Origin of the sequence: Tetragenococcus muriaticus DSM 15685 (genome assembly GCF_000423785.1) — a bacterium.
In the GTDB taxonomy this organism is placed as follows: Bacteria; Bacillota; Bacilli; order Lactobacillales; family Enterococcaceae; genus Tetragenococcus; species Tetragenococcus muriaticus.
Map to the genome: position 1 here is coordinate 19,550 of NZ_AUIQ01000024.1, position 7,520 is coordinate 27,069.

General features: G+C 36.3%; 9 protein-coding genes and 1 pseudogene. All 10 read right to left on the reverse strand.

Annotated elements, in window-relative coordinates; translation table 11 throughout:
* Positions 1 to 22: 22 nt before the first annotated feature.
* On the reverse strand, positions 23 to 790 hold the full coding sequence (locus G577_RS0105395) for a ribonuclease HII (RefSeq protein WP_028790323.1): 768 nt from the start codon (positions 788 to 790) through the stop codon (positions 23 to 25).
* On the reverse strand, positions 791 to 1,639 hold the full coding sequence (gene ylqF / locus G577_RS0105400) for a ribosome biogenesis GTPase YlqF (RefSeq protein ID WP_028790324.1): 849 nt from the start codon (positions 1,637 to 1,639) through the stop codon (positions 791 to 793).
* Positions 1,640 to 1,807: 168 nt separating this feature from the next.
* Positions 1,808 to 2,350: a signal peptidase I gene (lepB, locus tag G577_RS0105405; RefSeq protein WP_028790325.1), complete on the reverse strand. Its 543-nt coding sequence runs from the start codon at positions 2,348 to 2,350 to the stop codon at positions 1,808 to 1,810.
* A gap of 25 nt (positions 2,351 to 2,375) precedes the next feature.
* On the reverse strand, positions 2,376 to 3,788 hold the full coding sequence (locus G577_RS0105410; protein ID WP_028790326.1) for a S41 family peptidase: 1,413 nt from the start codon (positions 3,786 to 3,788) through the stop codon (positions 2,376 to 2,378).
* A gap of 30 nt (positions 3,789 to 3,818) precedes the next feature.
* Positions 3,819 to 4,040 carry a YozE family protein gene (locus G577_RS0105415; RefSeq protein WP_028790327.1) on the reverse strand — a complete coding sequence of 74 codons (222 nt, stop codon included), beginning with the start codon at positions 4,038 to 4,040 and terminating at the stop codon, positions 3,819 to 3,821.
* Positions 4,037 to 4,552: a peptide-methionine (S)-S-oxide reductase MsrA gene (gene msrA / locus G577_RS0105420; protein WP_028790328.1), complete on the reverse strand. Its 516-nt coding sequence runs from the start codon at positions 4,550 to 4,552 to the stop codon at positions 4,037 to 4,039. Before msrA ends, G577_RS0105415 begins: the two co-directional genes overlap by 4 nt.
* Positions 4,553 to 4,562: 10 nt before the next feature.
* Positions 4,563 to 5,204 (reverse strand): YpmS family protein, encoded by a 642-nt coding sequence (locus G577_RS0105425; RefSeq protein WP_028790329.1) that lies wholly within the window; start codon positions 5,202 to 5,204, stop codon positions 4,563 to 4,565.
* Complete coding sequence (locus G577_RS0105430) at positions 5,201 to 6,100, reverse strand: SGNH/GDSL hydrolase family protein (protein ID WP_038026211.1); 900 nt, start codon at positions 6,098 to 6,100, stop codon at positions 5,201 to 5,203. Before G577_RS0105430 ends, G577_RS0105425 begins: the two co-directional genes overlap by 4 nt.
* A gap of 163 nt (positions 6,101 to 6,263) precedes the next feature.
* Positions 6,264 to 7,112: a DegV family protein gene (locus G577_RS0105435; protein WP_028790331.1), complete on the reverse strand. Its 849-nt coding sequence runs from the start codon at positions 7,110 to 7,112 to the stop codon at positions 6,264 to 6,266.
* 241 nt (positions 7,113 to 7,353) lie between these two features.
* Positions 7,354 to 7,520, reverse strand: a pseudogene (locus G577_RS12000) (ISLre2-like element ISTeha1 family transposase); the annotation flags it as partial.

The window sequence follows — 7,520 nt, forward strand, 5'->3', positions numbered from 1 at the left end:
CAAAAAAAGGAGATTTCTTTTTTTATAAGTATTTTTTTATAGGTGCATATGATTTTCGATGAATGGGAGTAATCCCATGTTCACTTAACCCAGTTAGGTGTGTTTTCGTTCCATAACCAGCATTTTGATCAAATGCGTAATAAGGATAGCGTTTATGGTATTCTGACATCAAATTATCTCGATAAACTTTAGCAATAATACTAGCGGCAGCGATAGATACGCTTTTGGCGTCTCCTTTAATAATTTTTTCTTGAGGAGTCGCAGTTTCTAAAGACATTGCATCAATTAACAGAAAATCTGGTTTCACTGACAGATTGGCAACAGAGTCCTTCATAGCAATTTTACTTGCTTGATAAATATTTACTTGATCAATTGTTTCTGCTGGTACTTCTCCTATACCAATGGCTAGCGCCTGTTGCTGAATTTTTTCGGCTAGTGCTAAACGTTTTTTTTCGCTTAATTGTTTTGAATCATTCAATCCAGGAAGAAAACTGTCTTCTGGTAAAACAACCGCAGCTGCTACAACGGGGCCAGCTAGCGGACCGCGTCCAACTTCATCAATTCCTGCCAAATAGCGATAGCCCTCTTGATAGCACTTACGCTCAAAAGTTTGCATAAGATAAAACTGTTTTTTTAAATCTTGCTCTTTTGCCAAGCGTTTTTCTAACTGATTTAAAAGTTGTTGAACTCCTTTACGTTCATCAGAACGTAATTGTGTAACGTAAGGATCAGTGAGCGAATCTACTTCAGACAAGTGGTTTTTAATAGTAGAAATTGCTTCTTTTTCCATTTACTCACCCACTTCTGCATAGCGATCTAAGGTAAATCGCCCTAACTTGCCTTCTCTTATATCGTGAATAACACGTTGGCTTCCTTTATCATAATCTTCTTGGAAACCTTGCTTTTGCGTGATTAACATTAGCAATTCAGGGGTAGGAAGTTGTAAATCCTCTTGTGTTAGTTGATAACGCCTTGCAAGTTGATCTGGATAAAATTGCAAAAAAAAGTCTAGGCCATAAATAGCAATGTCATCTTGTTGAAGCAATTGTTCCTTAATAGCTCCTGTCAATGCAAGTCTTTTTCCTGTCTCTTGGTCCTCAAATTTTGGCCATAAGATTCCAGGAGTATCTAATAATTCTAAATCTTTTTTATAACGAACCCATTGTTGCCCTTTAGTCACTCCAGGAGAATTTCCTGTCTTAGCAAACTTTTTCCCAGCAAGTCGATTTAATAATGTGGATTTTCCTACATTAGGGATACCAATGACCATCGCTCGAATGGCACGTGGTTTCAATCCTTTTTGTTGTTCTTTTTGTAATTTCTCAGTCAGAGCTTCTTTGGTCTTAGGTAAGATTAGATGACTTCCCTTATTGTCTTGAGAATTAATCGCTAACACACCCAACCCTTGTTGGCTAAAGTAGTTTTCCCATTGCTTGGTTTGTGCTGGATCGGCTAGGTCAGCTTTATTAATTAATACTAACCGTGGTTTTTGCTGTAAAACTTCGTCTAGCATAGGATTTCTTGAAGAAACGGGCAATCTACCATCAACTAATTCGAATACAATATCAACATGTTGTAATTTTTCTGCTACTTGACGTTTGGCCTTTGCCATATGTCCAGGAAACCATTGAATGGTCATACAAATCTACTCTCCTTAATATAACAATTCTATGTGCGGCAAATAGCCCTTTTGTTTAGAACCACTGTTTATCATAAACGTTTTTCTTTAACCTTTCAATTCCCCTTCAAAATTTTTCCTTTAAAAAGTCTTGTAAAGATGAACAGGTCAACTCTACAAGACTCCGCCTTAAATAAATTTCATATGTGGTAAAGGATAATAAACAAAACGGATAGTTCCAAGAATTTCATCTTCTGAAATAGCTCCAAAGGAACGACTATCTTTGGAAAAACGGCGGTTATCTCCAATAACAAAATAACTATCTTTGCCTAGTTTTTCTACTCCCATTAGTTCCTCAAAATCAAAATCGTAAGTGTAAGGTCCCGATTCATCATCTTCATGCAGATTCTCTACTAAAAAAGGCTCATCCATTTCTTTACCATCAATATATAGCTTGTCGTCCTTATAACTTACAGATTCCCCTGGTAGACCAACAACTCGTTTAACATAGGTACCATCAGGAAGATTAAAAACAATCACATCAAAACGTTTGATACTTGATAAGCGCTCCATTAATGCCATATCCCCTTGAGCCATCGTATCCTCCATCGAGCTTCCTTGGACAGGTACTGGAATTAACAAAAAACCCCGGAGCAAAAGAGCTAAAATACCTGTAACAAATGAATATTTTATTATTAACCAAAACCATTCCAAAAATCGTTCTCTGTTCATTTCGTCATCGGTCCCGTCTAATTCCTCATTTTGTTAGTTCCTCAATTGCTTTATTATACATTGGATCAGATTCCTGTATCTTTTGAACGACTTCTTGTTCAATTACTGAACTTGTCTCTTGATTAACACTGCCAGTCGGTTCAAGATCATTTTTTTCTTGGAAATCTTGCACCGCTTGTTCCGTTTCTTCGTTAAATTCCTCGCCCTCGGTTGGATAATCTAAAGCTTGTAAGAATGCATTTAAATTTTCAGTATCATCCGATTCGTCTCCTTTTTTCAACCCTTCTTTTGTAGACAACGGAGGTAAGTAAGCATAATCAGGCAACTCAGCTTCGATTGTGGGTTCAACTCCCTCTTCATTGATCCATTCGCCATTAGGGGTCAACCATTTTTGTATTGTCATTCTCACTTCGCTATTGTCAGAAAAATCACTAACACTTTGTACAGTTCCTTTTCCAAAAGTATTTGTGCCTACAATTGGAATGTTTGCCGACTCTTTTAAAGCTGCTGCAAAAATTTCCGAAGCTGAGGCGCTTTGTTGATCAACTAGTACAACAGTAGGTTCTTTTACCTTGAATCCACCATCTAATCGTTCAGAAGCTTCACTTTCATTCGTAATTTCGTCATCTCTTCCAAATTGGACAATTGTTTGACCATCTTCTAAAAACATACTAGTCATTTCTTCTACTTGATCTAGATACCCTCCAGGGTTTTGGCGCATATCAATAACAAAAGATTCTGCCCCTTCATTACGTAGATTTTTAATTGCGTCACGCAACTCTTGAGCCGTATTTTCATTAAAACTAGCAATTTCGATATTGCCAATATCTTGGTGGTCTTCGTCAAGATTATAATCTAAAGATTCAAGTGGAATCGTATCTCGCTTGATCTCTACTTCAAAATGATCTTCTTCACGTTCAACTTCTAATGTTACAGTAGATCCTTTTTCTCCACGAATGGTTTGCACCACTGTGTCAAGGTCTTCTCCTTCAGTTTCTTTTCCGTCAACTTTTAAAATCTTATCTTCTGCTTGTAAACCAGCTTTTTCAGCTGGGCTATCCTTTACTGGCGCTTCAGAAACTTCAGGCAGATCATCTATAATTGTTAAAGTCGCGCCGATTCCTTCAAAATCACTTGATAATGAATTATTAAGTTCTTCAGCGTCCTGTTCCCCCAAATAAGAAGTATACGGATCATCTAATGCATCCGTCATTCCTTCTAACGCACCCTCAACCAGTTCGTTATCATCCACGTCTTCATAATAGTTTTCCTGAATATTGTTATATAAAGCTTGAACTTTATATAAATCATTTCCTGAAAGAGAATAAGCTTGGAAAGTTCCACTTGTCGTAATCCAATAAACCAATCCTCCAGTGATAAGCGCCACAACTACCAAAGAAATCACGTATTTGGTAAATGATATTTTTTTATTTTTCATGTAGCACCTCGACTTCATACTTTAATACGTCTATCGATTATTCTCCAAATACTTCTGCCAAATCCGATCAAAAATGTCCATATTATCCAAATAGTTGACATTTAACTCTAGATAATCAGAGATTTCTTCATAATTTTCACTTTGTTTAGGAAATTGGATATCTTTTGATGCTTGATTAGCAAATACTTGTTCTTCATCAGCAGAGTTAGGTCCACGCAGCGTCATTAAATAATGATAGAAACTACGCTTCATTTTCCCCAGTTCTCCTTTATAAAAGCAGCTCTTCTAGCATGGTTTCTAGCAAAGTTTTCAGGATTTTTCTTATAAAAATCTTGATGATACATTTCTGCTGGGTAAAAAGTTTGCGCTGGCTCAATTTGAGTCACAATCGGCTGACTAAACCGTCCGCTATCTTGTAATTCTTGACGACTTTTTTCAGCGATTTCTTTTTGTTCTTCATTTAAATAATAAATCACCGGACGGTAATTATCACCACGATCTTGAAATTGGCCAAAAGCATCGGTGGGGTCTGTTTGTTGCCAATATATTTCGACTAAATCTTTATAAGAAATAATTTCTGGATCAAAAATAATTTCCACAGCTTCTGTATGTCCTGTTGCTTGAGTAACCACTTGTTCGTAAGTTGGGTTTTCTGTATGTCCACCGGTATAACCAGATACTACAGAATGAATACCTGGTTGTTCATCAAAAGGGTGAACCATACACCAAAAACATCCACCGGCAAAAATTGCTCGTTGTTTCATAAAATCACTCCTATTTTTCTTTGTCTTGAGGTAAGTATAAACTTACTTGGATATCATCATCAACTAAATTGATTTTTTCAGCTTTTACAAATAGCCCGTTTTCCATACGAAATTGGTCCAATCGTACTAACACTTGTTCCTCATCCGGATCAAATTCAATCCATTCAGGGAATTTAAAACTTTTTTCGATCATTCTCATCACTTGTTTCACAGGAAGATCCAATGTCCCCACAGACAAGCTATCTGCTTGAAGTTGTACATTTCCATTATCAGTGACATAAGGATCAAAATATAAATAAAAAGTGATAGGAGCTCCCAGTATTTCAAAGTCGCCTGTCAATAATGCTTGATTTTCCAATTGAAAATGATATTCTACATCAGAATCTTCTTGATAATTTTGCAAGTAAAAATCAATTAAAGAGTTAATCTGTTCTTTATTACTATTAACAGATAAAACAGGCTCCCCTTCTCTTTGTACAAGTGGTTGAGTCTCATATTGAATAGCCTCTCTTTGCTGAGTTGCACGGAAAAAGAAAAAAGCAGATAAGCCTAAAATAAGTCCTAATAAAGCAAGAAAAGCAACTTTCCATTTATTTATTGTTTTTTCTTCTTTTGTTTTATCTTTTTTATGTTTTTGTTTTTGCTCTTTCAAGATGCGTTCTCCTCTGTTAACCAAGTACTTTGGGTATCATCCATTTTTTTCATGACTTCCTGTGTAATTAATTGATAACCGATCGTATTAGGATGAAAGTTATCTTCTTCAAAAAGTGCGTTGTTTTTCACCTTATTTAAATCATTTTCTTCCTGTGTTGAAGAAGTGGTCTCGTCCTCTGATTCTGTATTTATAACCGCTTCATCATTCGTTCCTTGAGAAATAACTTCATTAATCGGGACAAAGTACACATCGTCCTCTTGTGCAACAAGTTCTTGTGTTCCGTTATCCCAGTTTTCAATGATGGTTTGCATATCTTCAATTTCGGGGAAGTTAACATAAAAAGGATTGTAAACACCTGTCACGTAGATTCCAGCAGTTTCATTTAAATCACGTATTTCATAAATCATATCAGAAAGATTTTCTTGATAATTTTGTAAGGGTCTCTCAAAAGAATCAACAGATAAACCAAATATATTACCTTTAATAACTTCCATAATATCATTGCCACCTAATGTTAACGTGATAATATCAGAAGAGGCAATATCATCTTGCGTCCTATCATCTTCTTGTATACGTTGTAAAATTTGACCACTGCGTTCTCCAGCAACCCCATGGTTATCTACTTCAACGCTACTCACTGGATAATCTTCTTGCAAATTATCTGCTACTAAAGAGACAAAACCACCGTTTTGGGTGGCATCTCCCACTCCTTCTGTCAAGGAATCACCAATAGCCGTATAATGAATCCGTTGCTTATTTTCGTTATTACTAACACTTGCAGTGCCCATTAATTGCGGTTGTGCTTTAGGGCTAGCTAGATGAAGAATAAAAAAAGTGATGAGAGCAACACCAATCACACTAAAAAATGATATAAAAAACGTTTTATGCTTCATAAGAGCCTCCCTCTTTCTACGCTTTTCCCTTAGTTCTAACTAACTTTATACGTTACTAGTCTATCAAAAATAAGGAAAGTTTCGTACAGAAATCCCTTTTATTCATCAAATTTTAAAAAATCAAAAAAGAGCCATAAAACGGCTCTTTTGAATATTTCTTTTATCAGGTTTGGTCAGCGTAATACATAATCGCAAAAGCACCATTTCCTGTATGTGTTGCGATAATCGGTGTCGTATGCAACAAATAAATTTCCAATTGTGGAAATAACTCCTGCAATTCATTTTTATACTTTTCACATTGCTCTTTTCCTCCAGCATAGGAAATCCCTATTTTTTTCACTGTCGAGTTATTCTTTAATTCATTTTTTAACCGTTCAAACCATTTATTAAACGTTTTGGTGCCACGTCCTTTTACAATAGGGAATAAATCCCCATTCTTAAATTCCATGATCACACGTATGCTCAGTATACTCGATAAAAGACCCTTGGCACGACTAATACGTCCACCTTTGACTAAATTTTCAAGAGTCGATACGCCTATATATAATTTAGTATTTTTTAACATTTGTTTGATTTCAGGAAGTATCTCTTCTGTCGTCTTCTCCTCTTGTGCTAGCTGGGCAGCTCGTAATACCGCAAAAGCAAGGGACTGGTCCGTAGTCTCAGTATCGACAACGGTAACTTTACTCTTAGTGATGTTACTTGCTTGTTTTGCTGCATCAACCGTCCCGCTTAAGGTTTCAGACATATGGATTGATAAAATTTCGCTGCCATCTGCACCTAACTTATCATATAAATTAACAAACTCGCCAATAGGCGGTTGGCTCGTTTTAGGCAAGTTTTTGGATGCTGCCATCATCTCCATGAAATGTTCTCCGGTAAGGTTTTCATCATCTGAGTAAACCGTTCCGTCAATCATCACAGAAAGAGGGACCACATGGATATTGTATTGCTCCCTCAAGCTGGGCTTCATCGTTGCTGATGAATCCGTTACTATTTTAGTTTTTACCATAATTTTCTGTTCACTCTTTCTTTTCAGCAGTGTCGCCTTTTTACAGGCGGTCAAAGCCAGATCATTTCACTACTTATTATAACAGAATGAATATGAATTTTCATCAAAAATAATTGTTATGTATGTGTCAAGTTTATTGAGGTTGAATAAAAAAACCGTCTTTTGGGGCAGACACGAAGTTATTTTCAACCTCACTTTCGTTCGGTTTGCCCTCATTATCTCTAACAAAAACAAGTTTTTATTAGAGATAATTCGGGGTCATTATTAATTGGTTTAATCCTTTGGCGAATTGGCCTAAAGGGGCACTTTTCGCTTTTCCTTCGCCCATTTGCCCTTTAAACGCACCTTCATGAGCTTGAAAATGAGGTTTTTTCTGTACCCAGCGTTTCATAGCTTGCCAACGCTTTT